The following is a 15,694-nucleotide window of genomic DNA, read 5'->3' as shown; positions in this document are numbered from 1 at the left end:
GTCCCTTGCCGGTGCGCCGTCCCGTATAAGCGCCGTAGGTGATTTGCGCACACGCGCACGCCGCCGAGCTGTGATCATCAGGTTCTGTTGTCAACCCCGTGGCCAGATCGCATAACCGACCCAGCCGTGCAGCGGGCGTTTGCGGACGCGCAGCCGGAGCCCTATTGGCTACAGACGCTGCCCGCCCGTGAAGCACACGCAGCGCTCGAGCGGGCGCTCGACGCTGACCTGTGCATCGTCGGTGGCGGCTTCACCGGACTTTGGGCCGCGCTATATGCCAAGGAGCTCGAACCGCGACGCGAGGTGGTGGTGCTCGAAGCGAGCCGCTGCGGTTCAGGGGCGAGCGTCCGCAACGGCGGCTTTCTGAACTACTCGCTGACGCACGGGATCGCCAACGGCATGGCCAGGTTTCCGGCAGAGCTGGCAGCGCTTGAACGCCTTGGCACGGGTAACTACGACGCGCTGCTGGCCGATCTCGAGCGCTACCGGATCAGCGCCGAGCTTGAGACCACCGGTGAGCTCGATGTGGCCGTGGCCACGCACCAGCTGGCAGGGCTCAGAGAGGCGCAGCGTCTGTTTGAGGAGTTCGGCCAGCGGGCCGAACTCCTCGACGCCGACGCCCTCCAGGCCCAGATCCACTCGCCGCTGTACCTCGGGGGCCTGTGGTTGCGCAGCGGCGCCGCGCTGGTCAACCCGGCCAAACTGGCCGACGGCCTGCGGCGTGCAGCGCTGCAAGCCGGGGTCCAGATCTACGAGCATTCGCGGGTGCGGCGCCTGCGCAAGCTTGGCAGCGGTGTCGAGGCGCTGACCGACTCGGGTGCCGTCCGCGCCAACAAGCTGCTTTTGGCGACCAGCGCCTACGAGCCGCTGGTGCCTGCGGTTGGACGCTACGTGGCGCCGGTGTACGACTACGTGCTTGTCACCGAGCCGCTTGGGCAGGACCGCATGAGACAGATAGGGTGGTCGCAGCGGCAGGGAGTTGGAGACAGCGGCAACCGCTTTCACTATTACCGCCTGACCGCAGACAATCGCATTCTCTGGGGCGGCTTCGACGCCGTCTACCGCTACGGAGGTCCGGTGGGCCCGGAGTACGACGAGCACCAGACGACGTTCCGGCGCCTTGCGGCGAACTTCTTCACGAACTTCCCGCAGCTCGAGGGTGTGCGCTTCAGTCACCGCTGGGGCGGGGCGATCGACACCTGCAGCCGCTTCTCGGTGTTCTTCGGCCGGGCCCTCGGAGGCCGGGTCGTCTACGCGCTCGGCTACACGGGTCTGGGCGTGGGCGCCAGCCGGTTCGGTGCGCGCACCGGCCTGGACCTGCTGGACCGTCGCAGCACGGAGGTGACGGCGCTTGGCTTTGTGCGCCGCCGCCCGGTGCCGTTTCCGCCTGAACCGCTGCGCCGAGCGGTGATTGGCCTGACCAGCAACCGTCTCGCCGCGGCCGATCGCAGCGGACGGCGTGGGCTGTGGCTGCGCACGCTCGACCGTCTCGGCCTGGGCTTCGACAGCTGACGCTGTTCGGTCGCTGATCTGTAACGGCGTTCGCTTGGCTGTGTAGAAATGGGTGCATGCCGTCCGCTCTTGCTGCCCCCGCCTCCGCTCGCGTGCCGCTGCCCGCGGGCGTCAACCCGCGCCGCAAGCTAGCCTCACTGCGGTGGCCGAGAGTCAGCCCACGAGCAAGGCCGCGCTCGACGCGCGCTTCAGCGAGCTCTACCGCGAACATCTGCGCGACGTCTACTCGTACAGCTTCTACCGGGTCGGCAACCACCACGACGCCGAGGATCTCACCGAGCAGACCTTCCTGCAGGCCTACCGTCACTTCGAGCGGGCGCTGCGCGAGTCCGACGGGCGGCCGTTGCGTCCCTGGCTCATCCGCATCGCTCACAACCTTGCTGCGAACCTCTATCGCGACCGCTCGCGCCGCCCGGAGGCGACGATCGAGGATGCCGAAATGATCTCCACTCCACACACGACGGAGGGTCTGGTCGAGGGCCGTGAGCAGCTGAGGGCGATCATCGACGGCGTCCAGCAACTGCCAGACGACCGGCGTGAGGCGCTGATCATGCGCTTTGCACTGGGCATGGACAACCGTGAGATCGCCCGTGCTCTGGGCCGCTCAGACGGCGCCACGAAGGTGCTTTTGCACCGCGCGATCAGGCAGCTCGAAGGGATAGTGGCCACCGACGACGAAAGCACAGCCAAGCCATGACCGCAAACCTCGAGTCGATGCTGCGAGAGGCCTTCGCGCCGGTGGAGCCGCCGCTGCGCCTGACCGAGCAGCTGGAGTCGCGGCTGATGGCGCTTGCCGAGGCCGCACAGGAGGAGCTCGACGGCTGGGAGCTGGCGGCGATGCGCGACCCGCGCAACTGGATCCGGCCGCTGGTTGCCGCGGGCGTGACGGTCACAGCCGGCACGGCGCTCGTGGCTCTGCGCGTCAGGGCTCGGCAGCGAGCGCGGCCTGAGGCGCAGGGCAAGACACTGCTTCAGTACGCGGAGCAAACTCTGAACGACATCGCCGAGGAAGCCCGGCGGATCCTGCCGGACCGGTAGCCGGTGGCGACCTGCTACAGGCACCCCGACCGGCAGACCGGGGTGTCGTGCTCCAACTGCGGTCGGCCGATCTGCCCTGACTGCATGACACCCACATCGGTCGGCATGCGCTGCCCGGAGTGTGCCAGCCAGCGCACGAAGGTCCGGCGGATGCAGGGCCGTGGGACGAGCGCGAGCTTCGCGCGGCCGAAGGTCTGGAGTGACCCACGCACATGGTCGGCGACCGACCTGCTGATCGCGATCAACGTGATCGTCTTTCTCTGGGAGGTCGCTGACGGGGTCACGCTCGGTGGCTCAGACAGCGGCTGGCTCTACTACAACGGCGTCCTCTTCGGTCCGTTGATGAGCCACGGCCATCACGAGTACTGGCGGCTGCTCACATCCGGCTTTTTGCACGCGAGCATCTTCCACATCGGCATCAACATGCTCTCGCTGTGGTTCGTCGGGCGGGCGATCGAGCCGGCGATCGGCAAGCTGTACTTCACCTCGATCTACTTCGCGGCGCTGCTCGCCGGCTCCTTCGGTGCGCTCTGGTTCTCGCCCGATGTGCCGACTCTCGGTGCCTCGGGCGCGATCTTCGGCGTCTTCGGGGCGTTGATCATGATCGCCCGCGCGCGCAGGATTTCGCTTTGGCAGTCGGGCCTGTTGCCGATCCTGCTGCTGAACCTGGTGTTTGACCTGGGGGTTGCGGGCATCTCGATCGGCGGTCACCTGTTCGGCTTCATCGCCGGCCTGGCGGGCGGGTGGCTGGTCGTCGAGTACGGCGAGAAGCGCGACCGTCGAGCGGTGGTTCTGGGCGGCTGCGTGCTGATCGCCGTGCTGGCCGTGGTCGGATCACTGGCTGTCGCCGGAGGCAGCGGCCTGTTGCCCAGCGGCAGCGTCATCTGACGCTCGCGCCCCGGTCAGAGCTCGACCGTGATGGCCTTGGCCGCCAACTCGGTGCTCACCGGCACGAGTTCCGGATGGATCACGTGCGCGAGCAGCTCGAGACCGTCGATCAGACGCGGTCCCGGCCGGGAGAAGTAGGACGCGGCGTCCACCGCGATCACTTCGCCGGCGCCGAGGGCGGCAAGCTGGTCGCGGTGCATCTCCGCCTCACGGTGGGCTATCTCCGCGTCGTAGCCACACGGCATAACGAGCACGACGTCCGGCTCGGTGGCGGCCACCAGGTCCCATGTCTGCTCCTGCGAGCTCTCGCCGGCGAACCCGAGCACATCCTCGCCGCCGGCGTAGCTGATCATCTGTGGCGTCCAATGACCGGCGGCGTAGGGAGGGTCAAGCCACTCCAGGGCCACAACCCGGGGGCGCCGTGCCCCGCGCACGAGCAGGCGGATGCGGTCGATGCGGGCGGCGGCTTCGCGGATCAGATCAACCGCGGCGTCCTTGGCGTCGGTGGCCTGCGCGATCGTTCTCGCGTCACCGAGCACCTCGCCCAGCGTGTGCGGGTCGAGCGCAACCACGATCGGCTGGCTGTCGATCTCCTCCGCAAGCTCGCGCACGTCGTCGACCGAGACGGCGCACACCTTGCACAGCGCCTGCGTGATGATCAGGTTCGGCTGCAGCTCGTGCAGCAGCTCGGCATCCAGCTCGTAGATCGACTCGCCCCTGAGGGTGCGTTCCTTGACGGCCGCGTCGATCTGTGCGGCGGTGAGGCCATCAGGGAGGCGGTCACGGGTGACGCGTGGTAGTGAGGTCGCGGCGGGTGGGTAGTCGCACTCGTGCGTGACGGCGACCACCTGGTCGTCGAGGCCCAGCGCGAAGAGCATCTCCGTTGCCGACGGCACGAGGCTTACGATGCGCATATGAGGTCAACGATATGACAACCCCACCACGCCTGACCGGCGACGAGATCGCCAAACGTCTCCTTGGCAGCGCATGGAGGCACGAGCAGGGCATGATTGTGCGTGATCTGGTGTTTGCGGACTTCGCCGCAACGATCGCGTTCGTCAATCGCGTTGCAGAGGTCGCCGAGGCATACAACCATCATCCCGATATGCTCGTGCATGGGTGGAACAAGCTGAAGCTCAGCCTCACCAATCATGCTGCCGGGGGGCTGACGGAGACCGACTTCGACATGGCCGCACGCTTCGACGCTCTGTTCGGGCAGACCGCGGCTCAGCCTGTGGATGAACGCTGACCCGGATCGATGTCGCCGGCCGGTGCTCCGCCGGCCGGTGCCAGCCCGCGCTGAAGTGCGGAGAGCGCCGTGAACCCGCTTTTGATCCTGCTCGCCGTGCTGCTCGTGCTGGTCAACGCGTTCTTCGTGGTTGCCGAGTATGCGCTTGTGCGCTCGCGCCGAGGACGCCTTGAGGAACTGGCCGAGGGCGGCTCGCGCGGGGCGCGGCTGGCGCTCGGTCAGCTGGACCAGATCGGCGACTACATCTCGGCCTGCCAGGTGGGGATCACGATGGCATCGATCGGCATCGGGGCCCTTGGCGAGCCGGCGCTGGCACGGGCGCTGCGGTCTGCCGTTGGCGCCGGCGCCGGCAATGAGCTGGCGCTGGTGCTCAGCGTGCTGGTCGCCTATCTGCTGATCACCTTCTTTCAGAGCACCGTCGGCGAGATCGTCCCCAAGCTCTACACGATCCAGCACGCGGAGGGCTTGGCCCGCCGGATAGCCCCGCCCATGCAGACGTTCATGGTCGCGTTTCGTCCGTTCATAAGCGCGCTGAATGCCTCGTCGGAATGGCTGCTGCGGCTGCTCGGCGTGGATCCTGATGCCGAGCCCGCGCACGGCACGCCCGAGGAGCTCAAGCGCCTGATCGCCGAGTCCCAGACCGGCGGGCAGCTCGATGTCGGCGAGGCAGAGATGCTGACCGGCGTCTTTCACCTGCACGAGCAGGAGGCTCGTCAGGTGATGACGCCGATTCCCGCGGTCGTGACCGTCGACATTTCAGAGACCGTGGGCGCGGCACTGCGGCGCGCGGTCGCCACCGGCCACTCACGGCTGGTCGTGACGGAGGAGGATGACCAGGATCAGGTGCGGGGCATCGTGCATGTCAACCAGCTGGTGCGCCGGCTGATGGATGGCGGCGAAGAGGCCGACTTTCGCTCGTTCGTACGCGAGGCGCCGATCTTTCCGGAGACCAAGCCGCTAGATGATCTGCTGGCCGACCTGCAACGCGAGCGGACCGAGCTCGGGATCGTGGTCGACGAGTACGGACGGACCGCGGGGATCGTCACGATCGAGGACATCATCGAGGAGGTCGTTGGCGAGATCGCGGATGAGAACGACCCTGCGGGCGGCGCCGTGCGTCGTCTGGCCGGGGGTGACTGGTTTGTGCGCGGGCATGTCGCGGTCACGGATCTGGAGGACTATGGTCTCGAGCTGCCGGTCGACACCGATGCCTACAACTCGGTGGGCGGCTTCGTCTTCACGGAGCTCGGCAGGCTACCCAAGCGCGGCGACACGATCGAAGCCAACGGCTACTCGATCAGGGTGGAGTCGGTGCGCCAGAACCGGGTTGAGGCCGTCCGCATCCGAGAACGTCGCGAACCTGTGAGCGGTGGGGAGCCCGCGGACGGCGACGCGTGAGCGGCGACTCGTCAGAGCCAGCCCGCCAGGAACTGGAACTCGGACTGCTGTTGGCGAATTGTTAGGCCTGCGCGCAGGCCGCCACCGACACGACACATTAGTTACAATCACAGGATCGCAACACCGGATGTGGGCGCCTCCCGAGGGAGTGCGCCAAAGAGATTCGCCCGGTGGTTGAGAGGAGAGAGATGAAGCCGGCCCACGGGCCGGCTTCAGCGTTTCCGCCGGGGCGAGGCCGACATGCGGACGGCCACGCGCAGCGGCTTCTGGGGCTTCCGAGCGCCGGCTGAGAGGCGATTAACGATTCGCAGCCAGCCAGGCGGCCGCGCAAACCGCGACGGGGCTCCCGGTGTTGGGCGAGGGGACCCACCAACAATCCGGGGGTCAAGCAGTAGCGAAGCCGACCCGCGGGTGCGGGCCGGCTTCGCGCTTCTGGGGAGGAGGTGCTGCTATGAGGTACGTCGCGCTATGGAATATGCTCGCGCGACCTGAAGATAGATTAAATTCATGTTAGGTGTTTGTGTAGAAAGCTCGCTCTGCGTTAGCGCTTCCGCTTCATATCTCCGTCCAGTGGCTTGCTCTGGTCGTCAACGGACCCCTCGCCCAGGCCGAAACGAGTGGTGTCTGACATCCGGATGCAGGTATCCACCCCCGGGCTTAGGGGTGGCCAGCAGAACCGTAGGGGGTGCAGACATGAGGTCGCGCGCCCCCTACACGCTGGTCGTCCTTGGCGCTGGGTGGCGGGTGCACCACGGCCGAACGGACGGCGGCCCGCGCTCACCCCGGCGGGCGGCCGTCCAGGCCGCAGCTGTGTGGGCGCCATGGTCTGGCCCAGGCGCCAGAGCGGATGCCTAGTGGTGAGCGTCGCCGGCGAGTGCGGCTGCGTCCGCGGAGACGCTTGCGAGCGGGTGCAGCCCCGCTTCTGCGGGATGGCCTCGGACCTCGCCCTCACGGGCGATCGCGTCGAGTCTGGCGAGCTCGCGCTCACCCATCAGCCGGGCGGGATGGTCCTGCGGGAGTGGCGCGATCAGCGCACGGATCCGCGTTCGCAGCTGCATCGCAAAGTGGGGTGTTGAGGCCCCCATCAGGGCCTGCACGTCCTCAAGCGTGACCTCGTGTTCGGGCCGCAGCCGTTCTGGATCCTCAGCCTGACTCATGTCAAGCACAGAGACTAACGGGATGTGGCCGCGGACGCCTGGCCAGCGTCCTGCTTGGGGCTCAGTGGAGCGGGCCGTGGCCCGGTGTCGCGGCGTCAGCTCCGCCGTCGCGTGGCTGTTGGGAAAAGGTGCTGCGGCCGTGCTCGATTGCCTCGCGTTCGGCCAGACGGTGGTGGCGGCGCAGCTCAGCGTCGTGGGCGCGCCGCGCGTCGGTGGGTGTCGTCGCGACCAGCGGTGGCACCTCCGTCGGCAGGCCGTCGTCGTCGAGCGCCACGAACGTGAGGTAGGCGCTGCTCGCATGGCGTACCTCGCCGGTCCGTGGATCTTCGGCCTCAACGCGCACGCCGACCTCCATGGACGTGCGCCAGGCGGCATTGACCGTCGCCGTGAAGGTCACAAGCTGCCCGATCTTGATCGGAACCAGAAATGACATGCGGTCAATGCTTGCCGTAACCGTCCGGCGGCGCGAGTGTCTGACCGACGCGATCCCGGCGGCCTCGTCAACCAGCTTCATGATCGTGCCACCGTGGATGTCGCCACTGGAGTTGGCGTCGGCGATGCCCATCCAGTGCGCCAGGACGCTTGTCGACTCTGAGGGTGTGCGCGGCTGCATCGCTGGCAACCTTAGCCTCTGGCTCACTGGCAACCCTGGCCTCCGGCTCAGAAAGCTCGCCGACCCGCTCGGTCGGGCGCTGCCTGACAGAAACTCCTTAACGATCAGACAATGGATCGGCGGGCTTGACCGTGCGCAGACGCTGGCAGGCGGCGGTACGCTTGTATCCAGGTTTCAGAACCCCGCCAAGGAGGATGCGATGCCGGGCTTGACCGGGCGCATGTCGACAGTCGTCAAAGCGAAGATCTCGAAGGTGCTGGACAAGGCTGAGGATCCCGCCGAGACGCTGGAGTACAGCTACCAGAAGCAGATCGAGCAGTTGCAGAACGTCAAGCGAGGCATCGCCGACGTCGTCACCGCCAAGAAGCGCCTGCAGGCGCAGGAGACCGGTCTGCAACAGCAGATCGTGAAGCTGGACACGCAGGCGCGCCAGGCATTGGCCGCCGGCCGTGAGGATCTGGCGCGGACCGCGCTCGAGCGCAAGAACGTCATCCAGACCGAGCTGCAGTCGCTTGACGGCCAGGTGCAGGAGCTCGAGCAGCAGCAGGAGCAGCTCACCGAGTCAGAGAAGAATCTGCGCGCCAAGATCGAGCAGTTCCGCACCAAGAAGGAGGTCATCAAGGCCCAGTACTCAGCCGCTGAGGCGCAGGTGCGGATCTCCGAGGCGGCGACGGGGGTAGGCAACCAGATGGCCGACGTGGGTCTGGCGATGCAGCGGGCGATGGACAAGACCGAGCAGATGAAGGCCCGCGCCGGTGCCGTTCAAGAGCTGGAGGCCGCCGGCACCTTCGAGGATCTGACCGCGATCGGCGGGCCGGGCGAGGACGACATCGACCGGCAGCTGCGCGAGCTCTCATCCACCAGCGCGGTTGACAACGAGCTCGCCCAGCTGAAGTCGCAGCTCGCCGGCGGCGCGCAGCTCGAGGGTGGCCAGCAACCGGTGGGAGAACTCGCCGCCGGCTCCGAGCCAGCCCCTGAAGCGGCCCAGTCGGCTCCCGCAGCGGCCCAACCGACCCCCGCGGCAACGCAGCCGCCGACCGAACAGGCTGCGGACCCTGCCGCCCCGCCGTCCGACGATGAGCAGGCCGCATCCGGGGACGACGCGGGCGGTGGCGAGGAGCACGCCTCGGCACCGGCGCCCGAGCCCGAGCCGTAGGACCGGGCTCACGCTCGGCGCTCAGCTCCAGCTGAACGCGAAGGTCGACACCTCGACGGTGGGCGCCACGCCGTCGGGGAGCACCGTGCTCACCGCCAACGCCGCCCGGTAGCCGCTCAGCGCGCCGGGCAGCTTCAGGTCGCTGCAGAGCCAGCCGCCGGCGACGGCGTCGTCCAGTACGTCGATCCCGCCCATGCTCAGGGCTGAGCCCTCGCCACCGGCCTTGAGCACCGCCTCCTTGCGCACCCACAGTCGCAGCAGCGCTTCCGGGCTCGGGTCGGCGAGGTGGGCGGCGTACTCACGCTCGCTGCAGATGCGCCGGGCGAACCACGGTTTGCCGGTCGCCGGATGCGGCGCCTGCACGTCGACACCGAGCTCGCGGCTGTGCGAGACGCCCACCAGCGCAAGGCGCTCCGAGTGCGAAAGGTTGAAGCGCAGGGGCTCGCCCCGCAAGCGCGGCTTGCCGCCCGGGGCGCGCACGAACTCGAGCGCCGCCGGTTTCACATCGAGGTAGCCTGCCAGCAGCCGAGCGCACGCCAGGTGCGCCAGTTCGCGGCGCCGCGCCCGGTCGTCGTCGCCGAGCGAGACCAACCAGATATGCACTTCGAGATCAGCGAGCGGCGGCGGGAGCATGAGCGTTGACGGGGGATGGGCGCGAGCCCGATGCGGGTTCGGTTGGGCGCCGCATCAGGCGGCCCTCGGGGAGTCAGGATGTTGATTGAAGCCGACAGTGCTCGTGGCACGCAATACTGAGGCCTGTGACGGCCACCAGAGGAGACGCGCGTGCCCGCCGTGGCCGACGGCGGGGTGGCGAGCACCAGAACGACACCAAGCCGCCGGTCCCACGCGAGGCATGGACCAGGCTCGCGGCCTGCACGGCTGCGGCGGCGCTGCTGCAGCTGGACGGCACCGTGATCACGGTCGCGCTGCCCTCTGTGGCCCGCGGCCTGCACGTCTCGAACTCGTCCACCGCGATTGTGCTGAGCGTCTACTTCGCAGCCTATGCGCTGCTGCTGTTCCCGGGTGGGCGTCTGGTCGACCGCTTCGGTGCCCGCCGTGTGGCTCTGCTCGGCCTGATGATCTTTGCTCTCGGCGCCGCGCTCGGAGCGGTCGTCTCGAGCCTCACGCTGCTTTCACTGACTCGCGTGGTGCAGGGCATCGGCGCCGGGCTGGTCAGCCCGGCGGCGCTTGCGGGTGCCGTCAGCGGTTTCCCGCCCGAGCGACGCGGCGGCGCGCTCGGTATCTGGGGAGCCAGCGCCGGCCTGGCGAACCTGGTGGGGCCACTGCTCGGCGGCATTCTGACCGTGGTCTTCGGCTGGCGCTCTGACTGGTGGGCGCTGGTGCCCATGGCGCTGTTGGTCGCCTGGGCGGTGGCCGTGCACGTCCCTCGCGTCGTGCACGAGGTCGGGGCGGAGGGACGCGGCCGCGTGCTCAACCGCACCGTCGTTGCCGCCGCTTTGGTCGCCGGCCTGACCTTCGCTGTGATGATCGGCGCCTTCTATCTCGCCGAGCAGTATCTGCAGAAGACAGCCCACTACTCCGCGCTCGGAGCGAGCTCCGTGCTGGTGGTGGTGGCCCTGTTCGTCGGTGCGGCCGCGCCGCTTGCGGGCAGGCTGGTCGACAGCAGGGGCGAGCGATTTGCGACCGCGCTCGGCTTCATCAGCGCGGGCGTTGGCATGGGGGTGATCGGGATTCCGGGGGTTTCGCTCACCGGTATCGGCGCCGGTATTGCGCTGGTGCCGATCGGCCTGGGGCTCGGGATGCTTTTCGTGCCCGTCTCGCGCGCGGCGCTCAACTCGATTCCAGACCACTCGCACGGACGCGTCTCGGCGGTGCTCTCCACAGCGCGCTTGGCCGGCGCGGCGCTTGGTGCCGGTCTCGCGGGGCTGGCGTTATCGTCGAGTGGTCCGTCGGCCTCCGCGTTGCACACGGCGCTGCTGGTGGCTGCCGCCGCCTGCCTGCTCGTTGGGCTTCCCGCCACCGCGCAGTTCCAGCCTCACCCGCGTCTGCCCGCCGCAGAGCCGGCAGCCTGATTCCGGGCTTGGGGCAAGTGCCCGTGATCGCCGGGGTTTCGGCCGCCGCGCCGGCCGGTGCGCTCACGCGACGGGCGCCGCATGGCAACATCGGCGGCTCGCGTGCACGGTGAAGCAGACCGATATCAGCTCTCTCACGTCTACCCGCTGGGCAGCCGCATCAACGAACGTGGCCATCTGGAGATCGGTGGCTGCGACAGCGTGGAGCTCGCGGCCCAGTTCGGCACGCCCGCATTCATCGTGGCCGAGGAGGACCTGCGCGCCCGTGCCCGCGCCTACCGTGAGGGCCTGGCCGCCCGGCACCACGACAGCGACGTGCTGTTTGCCTCCAAGGCGTTTCCCTGCACCGCCGTCTACCGGCTGCTGGCCCAGGAGGGGCTTGCCTGCGACGTCGCCTCCGGCGGCGAGCTGGCGCTGGCGCTGGCTGGCGGCTTTGACCCCGCGCGGATCTATCTGCACGGCAACGCCAAGTCAGAGGACGAGCTGCGCGAAGCGCTCGCCGCCGGTGTCGGCCATGTGGTGCTCGACTCGACCGATGACATCCGGCGGCTCGAGCGAGTCGCCGCGGCGCGCGCCAGCACCCAGGAGGTGCTGCTGCGGGTCACACCCGGTATCGCCGGCGATACGCACGCCGCGATCTCAACCGGCCAGGCTGACTCGAAGTTCGGTTTCAGCATGGCGCAGGCGCGCGCGGCGATCGACCTGGTGGCCGCGTGCGGCCACCTGCGGCTGGTGGGTTTGCACTGCCACATCGGCTCCCAACTGCTCGAGCTCGAGCCGTTCACCAGAGCCGTCGCGGCGCTCGCGACACTCGGCGCGTTTGAGGTCTACAACCTCGGCGGCGGGCTCGGCGTGGCCTACCTCGACAGCCAGCAGCCGCCCTCGGTCAGCGCCTATCTGGGTGCGCTGATCGACGCCGCCCGGGCGACGCTGCCGGGAACTCCCCGGCTGCTGGTCGAGCCGGGCCGTTCGCTGGTGGCCAACTCGACCGTGACGCTCTATACGGTGCAGACTGTGAAGCGCAACATCTCGACCTGGGTGGCCGTTGACGGCGGCATGTCGGACAACCTGCGCCCCATGCTCTACGGCGCCCGCTACGAGGCGGCGCTCGCCAACCGGATGCAGCGCACGGGCGCTGGCGAGCTCTGCCACGTGGCCGGCAAGCACTGCGAGTCGGGCGACGTGATCGTCCGCGACGTGCGATTGCCCGACCCACGGCCAGGTGACCTGGTCGTGACCCCGGCGACCGGCGCCTACGGCCATGCGATGGCCAACAACTACAACGGCGTGCCGCGCCCGCCGGTGATCTTCTGTGCGCGCGGCGACGCGCGACTGGTGGTGCGCCGCGAGACCTACGCCGACCTGATGAGCCGCGATGTCTGAGATGCAGCCGCCGAGCTTCCGGATCGGGGTCCTGGGCCGCGGCACGGTCGGCAGCGCGTTCACGGCGCTGGTCACCGAGCACTCAGACCGCATCCAGCGCATCACGGGGCTGCGCCCTGAGGTCAGCGGCGTGCTCTCCCGCTCAAGCGGTGACTTTGCCGAGATCCTCGCCCAGGCTGAGCTGATCGTTGAGCTGATCGGCGGCATCGAGCCGGCCAAGACCTACGTGCTTGAGGCAATGCGCGCCGGGCGCCACGTGGTCACCGCCAACAAGCAGCTGCTCTCCCAGCACGGCGATGAGCTCTTCGAGGCCGCCGGGGCGGCCGGGGTGCAGCTGCGCTTCGAGGGCGCGGTCGCGGGTGTGGTGCCGGTCATTCGCGTGCTGCAGGAGTCGCTCGCGGGTGCCCGCATCGACCGTGTGCACGGCATCGTCAACGGCACCACCAACTTCATCCTCAGCGAGATGGCGGCTCGTGGGATCACTTTTGCCCAGGCGCTGGCCGAGGCCCAGCAGCTTGGCTACGCGGAGGCCGACCCCTCCGACGACGTCGATGGCCGCGACGCTGCCGCCAAGATGGCGATCCTCGCTCGCCTGGCCTTCGGCGCGCCGGTGCATCTCGACCAGGTCCGCTACGAGGGCATCCGCCAGATCACACCCGACGACATGCAGTATGCGCGCGAGCTCGGCCTTGGCCTCAAGCTGGTCGGGACCGCCGAGCGGATCGGCGAGGCGCTCTCGGTGCGCGTCCATCCTGCCTTTCTCTACCCCGGCCACCCGCTGGCCTCGGTCGGCGGCCCGTTCAACGCGGTCACCGTCGAGTCGCCGGAGATCACCGAGATCACCATGTCAGGGCCCGGCGCCGGTGGCCCGCAGACCGCCACGGCTGTCCTGGGCGACGTGGTCAGCGCGATGATCCCGCCCGCCAGCCCGCCTGAGGCGATGGTCACGCTCCCGATCGTGCAGGACATCAGCTCGGCCTTCTACCTGCACCTGGAGGTCGCTGACGAACCGGGCGTGCTTGCGACCGTCGCGCAGGTGCTGGCCACCCACGGCGTGTCCGTGAAGTCGGTCTTCCAGCGTGGGCTGAGCGAGCAGGCGAGGCTCGTGATGGTCACCCACAGCGTGCTCGAGTCGCGCTTCCTGGCCGCCACCGATGAGATCACCGGCCTGGACGCGCTGCGCGCCCCGCCGCGCTTCATCCGCGTGATCGAGGAGGCGTTCTGAGGATTCAGGTCCACACGGGCGCGTGGCCCGCTGGCCACGCGCCTTGTCTGCCATCCTCGAACCGATGCCCGGTCTGATCGAGCGCTACATGGACCGCCTGCCGTTTGAGCCGGGCGATCCGATCATCACCCTCGACGAGGGCTCGACGCCGTTGGTGCAGGCGCCACGACTGTCTGAGCGTGTCGGCGCGGAGGTGTGGCTGAAGCTCGAGGGCGCCAACCCCACCGGCAGCTTCAAGGACCGCGGCATGACCTGTGCGGTGTCGGCCGCGGTGCGCGACGGCGCACGCGCGGTGATCTGCGCCTCCACCGGCAACACCGCGGCCGCGCTCGCCGCCTACGCGGCGCGGGCCGGCATCCGTGGCGTGGTGATCGTGCCTGAGGGCAAGATCGCGATGGGCAAGCTCGCGCAGGCACTGATGCACGGCGCCCAGGTGGTGGCGCTTCAGGGCAACTTTGACCGCGCCCTGGAGCTCGTGCGCAAGGTCGCGGCGCGACACCCGATCGCGCTGGTGAACTCCGTCAACGACTTCCGCATCGAGGGCCAGAAGACCGCCGCCTACGAGATCGCCGAGGCGCTCGGCGATCTCGACGCGCTCTGCATCCCCGTGGGCAACGCCGGCAACATCACCGCCTACTGGCGTGGCTTTCGCGAAGTCGGGCTGAGCCCCCGGATGTTCGGCTTCCAGGCGGCGGGTGCGGCGCCGCTCGTGCACGGCTCGCCGGTGGCGGCGCCTGAGACCGTAGCGAGCGCGATCCGGATCGGTAACCCCGCCCGCTGGGAGCAGGCGATGGATGCCATGACCTCCTCGCGAGGCGGCGTCGATGCCGTCAGCGACGAGCAGATCCTCGATGCCTACCGCTTCCTGGCCCGCGATGAAGGGGTGTTCTGCGAACCGGCGTCGGCGGCGTCGGTGGCGGGTCTGCTCGCGCACGGCGCAGGCGGCGCGCAGCGTGTCGTGTGCGTGCTGACCGGCCACGGTCTGAAGGACCCTGACACCGCGCTTGCGAGTGTGGGCGGTGTCATCCCGTGCGCGCCCGAACTCGACATGATCGAGCGCGTGATCGTGGGGCAGGGCCTGAGTTGAGCTCGGTGCGCGTGCGCGTGCCGGGCTCCTCGGCCAACCTCGGCCCGGGGTTCGACGTGCTGGCGGCTGCGCTTGCGTTGCACCTGACCGTCGAGGTGCACGAGACCGGCCAGTTCGCGTTGCTGACCGACATGCACCTGCGCCGTGACCGTGAGAACCTGATCGTGCGCGCCTTCGAGCGACTGCTGCCGGCCGACCGCTTCGAGTTCCACGTGCGCTCCACGATCCCGTTGAGCGGCGGCCTGGGCTCCAGTGCGGCCGGTGTCGTTGCCGGGCTGCTGGCCGCCGACCGGCTCTCCGGCGGCGGCGCCGACATCCTCGAGCTGGCGACCGAGATGGAGGGCCACCCCGACAACGTCGCCGCATCGCTGCTCGGTGGGCTGGTGATCTGCGATGGTCCCCGCGCCGTGAGGCTTGAGTTGCCGCCAGCGCTCGAGGCGGTGCTCGTGATACCGCAACGGCCGGTGCGCACCGCGGCTGCGCGCGAGGCTCTGCCGGCAGCGGTGCCGCTGGCCGATGCGGTCTACAACCTTGCGCAGATCGCCAAGCTCACCGCAGGGCTCGTGGCCGGTGACCTGCAGCTCATCGCCGACGGACTCGGCGACCGCCTGCACCAGCCCCATCGCGCTCACCTCTATCCGCGTTCGGCAGCCGTGGCGCAGCGCGCGAGCGAGTTCGGGGCGCTCGGGGCGACGATCTCCGGGGCGGGGCCGACGGTGCTCATATGGTGTGATCGTGACCGCCCCCGTGAGCCGCTGCTCGAGTGGCTCGAGAGCATCAGCGAAGGCTGGGCCACGATCCGGGCGGTGCAGTTCGAGCCCGCCGGTGCGAGCGCGACCGAGCTGCCCTGAGCGGGCGGGGCGGGTGGCGGCGTGGCGACCACGCCGAGGCCCCGGGCCCGGGGATCCTGGAGGCGCCTGTTAGGGTCAAGCGCACCGCCAGACCTCGAGCGCAT

The 15,694-nt window shown here is 69.1% G+C and carries 16 protein-coding genes; 12 read left to right on the top strand and 4 right to left on the bottom strand.

The genetic code is table 11. The features are described 5' to 3' along the window. Window positions 1-87: 87 nt before the first annotated feature. The 4 genes from M3M54_RS07495 (at window position 88) to M3M54_RS07480 (ending at window position 3,438) form a co-directional block, all read left to right on the top strand. Window positions 88-1,512, top strand: a complete 1,425-nt coding sequence (locus M3M54_RS07495; protein ID WP_249021553.1) for an FAD-binding oxidoreductase — start codon at window positions 88-90, stop codon at window positions 1,510-1,512. A gap of 142 nt (window positions 1,513-1,654) precedes the next feature. Beyond that, the gene (locus M3M54_RS07490; protein ID WP_249021552.1) at window positions 1,655-2,209 is read left to right on the top strand and encodes an RNA polymerase sigma factor; all 555 of its coding nucleotides are present in this window, start codon (window positions 1,655-1,657) and stop codon (window positions 2,207-2,209) included. Next, a complete protein-coding gene (locus M3M54_RS07485; protein WP_249021551.1) occupies window positions 2,206-2,550 on the top strand; it encodes a hypothetical protein in 345 nt (114 codons plus the stop codon). The genes M3M54_RS07490 and M3M54_RS07485 overlap by 4 nt, the downstream gene beginning before the upstream one ends. A gap of 84 nt (window positions 2,551-2,634) precedes the next feature. After that, a complete protein-coding gene (locus M3M54_RS07480; RefSeq protein WP_249021550.1) occupies window positions 2,635-3,438 on the top strand; it encodes a rhomboid family intramembrane serine protease in 804 nt (267 codons plus the stop codon). A 14-nt stretch (window positions 3,439-3,452) separates the two neighbouring features. On the opposite strand, the gene M3M54_RS07475 is transcribed toward M3M54_RS07480, so the two are convergent. Further along, on the bottom strand, window positions 3,453-4,352 hold the full coding sequence (locus tag M3M54_RS07475) for a cobalamin-binding protein (RefSeq protein ID WP_249021549.1): 900 nt from the start codon (window positions 4,350-4,352) through the stop codon (window positions 3,453-3,455). 14 nt (window positions 4,353-4,366) lie between these two features. Here M3M54_RS07475 and M3M54_RS07470 point away from each other — a divergent pair, with 14 nt between their 5' ends. Next, a complete protein-coding gene (locus M3M54_RS07470; protein WP_249021548.1) occupies window positions 4,367-4,687 on the top strand; it encodes a 4a-hydroxytetrahydrobiopterin dehydratase in 321 nt (106 codons plus the stop codon). Between the two features lie 69 nt (window positions 4,688-4,756). Continuing rightward, window positions 4,757-6,085 carry a hemolysin family protein gene (locus tag M3M54_RS07465; RefSeq protein ID WP_249021547.1) on the top strand — a complete coding sequence of 443 codons (1,329 nt, stop codon included), beginning with the start codon at window positions 4,757-4,759 and terminating at the stop codon, window positions 6,083-6,085. Between the two features lie 851 nt (window positions 6,086-6,936). Here M3M54_RS07465 and M3M54_RS07460 read toward each other — a convergent pair. Together M3M54_RS07460 and M3M54_RS07455 are read right to left on the bottom strand one after the other, a co-directional pair. Further along, a complete protein-coding gene (locus M3M54_RS07460; protein WP_249021546.1) occupies window positions 6,937-7,242 on the bottom strand; it encodes a hypothetical protein in 306 nt (101 codons plus the stop codon). 61 nt (window positions 7,243-7,303) lie between these two features. Further along, on the bottom strand, window positions 7,304-7,855 hold the full coding sequence (locus tag M3M54_RS07455; RefSeq protein WP_249021545.1) for an acyl-CoA thioesterase: 552 nt from the start codon (window positions 7,853-7,855) through the stop codon (window positions 7,304-7,306). 199 nt (window positions 7,856-8,054) lie between these two features. On the opposite strand from M3M54_RS07455, the gene M3M54_RS07450 reads away from it, so the two are divergent. Then, on the top strand, window positions 8,055-9,011 hold the full coding sequence (locus M3M54_RS07450; RefSeq protein WP_249021544.1) for a PspA/IM30 family protein: 957 nt from the start codon (window positions 8,055-8,057) through the stop codon (window positions 9,009-9,011). A gap of 21 nt (window positions 9,012-9,032) precedes the next feature. Here M3M54_RS07450 and M3M54_RS07445 read toward each other — a convergent pair whose 3' ends face one another. Then, window positions 9,033-9,614 carry a 4'-phosphopantetheinyl transferase superfamily protein gene (locus tag M3M54_RS07445; RefSeq protein WP_249021543.1) on the bottom strand — a complete coding sequence of 194 codons (582 nt, stop codon included), beginning with the start codon at window positions 9,612-9,614 and terminating at the stop codon, window positions 9,033-9,035. 155 nt (window positions 9,615-9,769) lie between these two features. Between M3M54_RS07445 and M3M54_RS07440 the strand changes: the two genes are divergently transcribed. From M3M54_RS07440 to thrB, 5 genes are all read left to right on the top strand, one after another. Further along, window positions 9,770-11,044, top strand: coding sequence for an MFS transporter (locus tag M3M54_RS07440; RefSeq protein ID WP_249021542.1), 1,275 nt, complete (start codon window positions 9,770-9,772; stop codon window positions 11,042-11,044). Window positions 11,045-11,125: 81 nt separating this feature from the next. Beyond that, on the top strand, window positions 11,126-12,427 hold the full coding sequence (gene lysA / locus M3M54_RS07435; RefSeq protein WP_249021541.1) for a diaminopimelate decarboxylase: 1,302 nt from the start codon (window positions 11,126-11,128) through the stop codon (window positions 12,425-12,427). Next, the gene (locus M3M54_RS07430; RefSeq protein WP_249021540.1) at window positions 12,420-13,652 is read left to right on the top strand and encodes a homoserine dehydrogenase; all 1,233 of its coding nucleotides are present in this window, start codon (window positions 12,420-12,422) and stop codon (window positions 13,650-13,652) included. Before lysA ends, M3M54_RS07430 begins: the two co-directional genes overlap by 8 nt. Before the next feature lie 64 nt (window positions 13,653-13,716). Then, window positions 13,717-14,739, top strand: coding sequence for a threonine synthase (thrC, locus tag M3M54_RS07425; protein WP_249021539.1), 1,023 nt, complete (start codon window positions 13,717-13,719; stop codon window positions 14,737-14,739). A 5-nt stretch (window positions 14,740-14,744) separates the two neighbouring features. Further along, a complete protein-coding gene (thrB, locus tag M3M54_RS07420; protein ID WP_249021752.1) occupies window positions 14,745-15,590 on the top strand; it encodes a homoserine kinase in 846 nt (281 codons plus the stop codon). Window positions 15,591-15,694 lie beyond the last annotated feature (104 nt).

It is taken from the genome of Conexibacter sp. S30A1 (assembly GCF_023330665.1).
GTDB lineage: Bacteria > Actinomycetota > Thermoleophilia > Solirubrobacterales > Solirubrobacteraceae > Palsa-465.
This window is presented reverse-complemented; position numbering and strand designations above follow the sequence as displayed.

What these genes read in the sequence shown, in the direction of transcription:
- M3M54_RS07485 (WP_249021551.1), top strand. Translation starts at nt 2,206, where the DNA reads ATGACCGCAAACCTCGAGTCGATGCTGCGAGAGGCCTTCGCGCCGGTG.
- M3M54_RS07480 (WP_249021550.1), top strand. Translation starts at nt 2,635, where the DNA reads ATGACACCCACATCGGTCGGCATGCGCTGCCCGGAGTGTGCCAGCCAG.
- M3M54_RS07475 (WP_249021549.1), bottom strand. Translation starts at nt 4,352, where the DNA reads ATGCGCATCGTAAGCCTCGTGCCGTCGGCAACGGAGATGCTCTTCGCG.
- M3M54_RS07470 (WP_249021548.1), top strand. Translation starts at nt 4,367, where the DNA reads ATGACAACCCCACCACGCCTGACCGGCGACGAGATCGCCAAACGTCTC.
- M3M54_RS07460 (WP_249021546.1), bottom strand. Translation starts at nt 7,242, where the DNA reads ATGAGTCAGGCTGAGGATCCAGAACGGCTGCGGCCCGAACACGAGGTC.
- M3M54_RS07455 (WP_249021545.1), bottom strand. Translation starts at nt 7,855, where the DNA reads ATGCAGCCGCGCACACCCTCAGAGTCGACAAGCGTCCTGGCGCACTGG.
- M3M54_RS07450 (WP_249021544.1), top strand. Translation starts at nt 8,055, where the DNA reads ATGCCGGGCTTGACCGGGCGCATGTCGACAGTCGTCAAAGCGAAGATC.
- lysA (WP_249021541.1), top strand. Translation starts at nt 11,126, where the DNA reads ATGGCAACATCGGCGGCTCGCGTGCACGGTGAAGCAGACCGATATCAG.
- M3M54_RS07430 (WP_249021540.1), top strand. Translation starts at nt 12,420, where the DNA reads ATGTCTGAGATGCAGCCGCCGAGCTTCCGGATCGGGGTCCTGGGCCGC.
- thrC (WP_249021539.1), top strand. Translation starts at nt 13,717, where the DNA reads ATGCCCGGTCTGATCGAGCGCTACATGGACCGCCTGCCGTTTGAGCCG.